General features: G+C 63.5%; 3 protein-coding genes. All 3 read left to right on the plus strand.

What is annotated here, in order from left to right; genetic code table 11:
* Window positions 1-111 precede the first annotated feature (111 nt).
* The 3 genes from ACK1VC_RS28810 to ACK1VC_RS28820 all read left to right on the plus strand — a co-directional run bounded on the left by ACK1VC_RS28810 (window position 112) and on the right by ACK1VC_RS28820 (window position 3,029).
* Window positions 112-1,908 carry a glycoside hydrolase family 15 protein gene (locus ACK1VC_RS28810; protein WP_016488152.1) on the plus strand — a complete coding sequence of 599 codons (1,797 nt, stop codon included), beginning with the start codon at window positions 112-114 and terminating at the stop codon, window positions 1,906-1,908.
* A gap of 144 nt (window positions 1,909-2,052) precedes the next feature.
* Window positions 2,053-2,409 (plus strand): VOC family protein, encoded by a 357-nt coding sequence (locus ACK1VC_RS28815; protein ID WP_023047436.1) that lies wholly within the window; start codon window positions 2,053-2,055, stop codon window positions 2,407-2,409.
* Complete coding sequence (locus ACK1VC_RS28820) at window positions 2,409-3,029, plus strand: TetR/AcrR family transcriptional regulator (RefSeq protein WP_024717560.1); 621 nt, start codon at window positions 2,409-2,411, stop codon at window positions 3,027-3,029. The genes ACK1VC_RS28815 and ACK1VC_RS28820 overlap by 1 nt, the downstream gene beginning before the upstream one ends.
* Window positions 3,030-3,148: the final 119 nt, after the last annotated feature.

Here is a 3,148-nt window from a genome sequence, read left to right on the forward strand (position 1 = left end):
CCCACAGGGAACCCTACTGCACTTGAACCTTGTGCAGTACCTGTGGGAGCGGGCTTGCCCCGCGAAGCGGCCGGCACAGGCAACAAACCGGTTCAACCGAAAGGAGACTCAATGCCTGCCCACATCGAAGACTATGCCCTGCTGGGCAACTGCCGCAGCGCCGCCCTGGTCAGCCGCGATGGCTCGCTCGACTGGCTCTGCCTGCCACGATTCGACGCCCCCGCCGTGTTTGCGGCCCTGCTGGGCAACGAAGAAAACGGCCGCTGGCGCGTGGCCCCCTGCGACCCCGTCGAGCACAGCAGCCGCCAATACCTGGACGACACCCTCGTGCTGGAAACCACCTGGGTCACTGCCACCGGCCGTGCCCGGGTGCTCGACTTCATGCCGCTGGGCGACGTCAATTCGGTGGTGCGGATCGTCGAGGGGCTCAGTGGCGAAACCAATTTTGAAATGGACCTGGTCATGCGCTTCGACTACGGTCGCAGTGTGCCATGGGTGGAACGGCTCGCCCCACTGACCCTCAGCGCCGTTGCCGGCCCTGACCGGCTGATCCTGTGCAGCACCGTCCCCCCGCATGCACTCGACCACCATACCGTCGCGCGCTTTCGTGTTGGCACGGGCGAGCGCCAAATCTTCAGCCTGCGTCACCAACCCTCGCACCTGCCCGTGCAGCCCGACTGCGATATCGACCAGGCTTTTGCCCAAACCGTCGAGCAGTGGCAGGCCTTCGCCACCCGCTGCCCGCAGGTAGGGCCATACACCGCCCTGGTGCGCCGCTCGTTGCTCACCCTCAAGGCAATGACCTACGCCCCCACGGGTGGCATCGTCGCCGCTGTCACCACCTCGCTGCCCGAGCGTGTGGGTGGGGAGCGCAACTGGGACTACCGCTTCTGCTGGCTGCGCGATGCCACCATGACACTGCTGGCCTTCATGAACCTCGGCTACTTTGACGAAGCCCAGGCCTGGCGCGAATGGCTGCTGCGCTCGGTGGCCGGCAACCCTGAGCAGATGCAGATCATGTATGGCCTGGCCGGCGAGCGTGACCTGCAGGAATACACCTTGCCGTGGCTGGCCGGTTACGAGCATTCGCAACCCGTGCGGGTAGGCAATGCCGCGTCGCAGCAGATGCAGCTGGACATCTATGGCGAACTGGCCGATGCCATGTCCCAGGCGATCAAGGGCGGCTTGCCGCGCCATCCGCGCAGCGCCGCCATCTCCCGCCTGATCATGCCTTACGTCGAAGGCATCTGGCGCGAGCCGGACGAAGGCATCTGGGAAGTGCGCGGCGGCCGGCAACAGTTCGTGCACTCCAAGGTGATGGCCTGGGTCGCCTTCGACCGTGCCGCAGGGTTGGCCGACACCACTGAAGAAGGCCGCGAGCGCGGGGACCATTACCGCCAGGTGGCTGACGACATTCACCGCGAAGTTTGTGAGAAAGGCCTGGACCCCAGTGGCCGGTTTTTTGTTCAGGCGTACGGCTCGTCCGAGATGGATGCCAGCCTGTTGCAGATCGCCCTGACTGGCTTCTTGCCCGCAGATGACCCACGCTTTTTGCGCACGCTGGAGCAGGTCGAACAGCGCCTGCTGAAGAACGGCCTGCTGATGCGCTACGACAGTGACAGCTGCAGCGACGGCCTGACGCCGGGGGAAGGCACCTTCCTGGTGTGCTCGTTCTGGCTGGCAGACGTTTATGTATTGTTGGGGCGCCAGGCTGAAGCCGAAGCGCTGTACCAGCACCTCACCGGCTTGAGCAACGACCTTGGCTTGCTGGCGGAACAGTACGACCCGGCCGGCCAGCGCATGCTCGGCAACTTCCCCCAGGCGTTCAGCCATATCGGCATCATCAACACCGCACTTAATCTTCATCGCGCACAGTGCCCGGTGCGGGACCGGGCGAGTTGCGGATAGACGTGCTTCTGATCGCAACCAATGGGTGACGCATCGTGCCATCGCCATCAGCCTGTAATCACACGGATGTTTCAGGCCGCCTGATATAAAAGTGTGAAACGACCGGAGTAGACTAGGCCAAACCCCCTACGGCACGGAGCACACATGGGCATTCGCGGTACTGACCGGCAGATCGACAACATCGAGTTCAATGTCAGCGACATCGCAAGCAGCAAAGCCTTCTATGGCAGCGTGTTCGGCTGGGCGTTCACCGACTATGGGCCTGCCTATACCGAGTTCAGTGACGGCCGGCTGACCGGTGGCTTCACCACCGGCGAGCCAGTACGCCCGGGCGGGCCATTGGTCATCTTGTACGCCGACGACCTCGATGCCACACAGCAGCGGGTCGAGGCCGCCGGGGCGACAATCAGCCGGGCGACCTTTGCCTTTCCGGGCGGGCGTCGCTTCCATTTCATCGACCCGGACGGCTATGAACTGGCGGTGTGGACGGCCCAAGCCTGATGGCCAACCACAAGATCGAAATCCGCCGACGCAATATCGAGAAAATTTTGCAGGCGGCGGAAAAGGTGTTCGCCGACAAAGGTTATGGCGCCACGTCCATGGGCGATATCGCCGAGCAGGCCGAATTGCCGCGCTCCAACCTGCATTATTACTTCAGCACCAAGGACGAGCTGTTCCGCGCGGTGCTGCAGGACCTGCTGGATGTGTGGAAGCAGGACGCACTGTGCTTCGAGAACTTCGACGACCCGCGTGTGGTGCTGACCAGCTACATCAGGGCCAAGATGGGCCATTCGCGCTCGCGGCCACTGGGCTCGAAGATCTGGGCCGAAGAGATGCTGCACGGGGCGCCTGTGCTTGGGGTGAACCTGGATGACAGCCTGGTGCCCTGGGCGAAATTGAAAGAAGCCAAGATCCGCCGTTGGGTGGAGGAGGGGCGTATTCTGCCGGTTGAACCGTCGGCATTGCTGTACATGATCTGGGCGTCCACCCAGCACTATGCCGACTTCGGTTACCAGGTGCAGTTGCTCAATGGCGGCGAGATGCTGTCGGACATGGCGTTCGAGAGTGCGGTGCAAACGGTGACCAGCGTGATCTTGCGGGGGATCGGGCTGGAGCCTTGAACCGAGACTCCAGCCTGACGCGGTCCATTGTAGGAGCGGCCTTGTGCCGCGATGGGGCGCGAAGCGGCCCCGGCAATTTCGGCGGCGAAGCTCAAACCCCAGGGCCGCTTCGCGCCCCA

Source organism: Pseudomonas sp. XP2 (genome assembly GCF_053557975.1).

Bases quoted from the DNA above. Each gene is read 5' to 3' on its own strand.
- ACK1VC_RS28810 (WP_016488152.1), top strand. From the start codon at position 112: ATGCCTGCCCACATCGAAGACTATGCCCTGCTGGGCAACTGCCGCAGC.
- ACK1VC_RS28820 (WP_024717560.1), top strand. From the start codon at position 2,409: ATGGCCAACCACAAGATCGAAATCCGCCGACGCAATATCGAGAAAATT.
- ACK1VC_RS28815 (WP_023047436.1), top strand. From the start codon at position 2,053: ATGGGCATTCGCGGTACTGACCGGCAGATCGACAACATCGAGTTCAAT.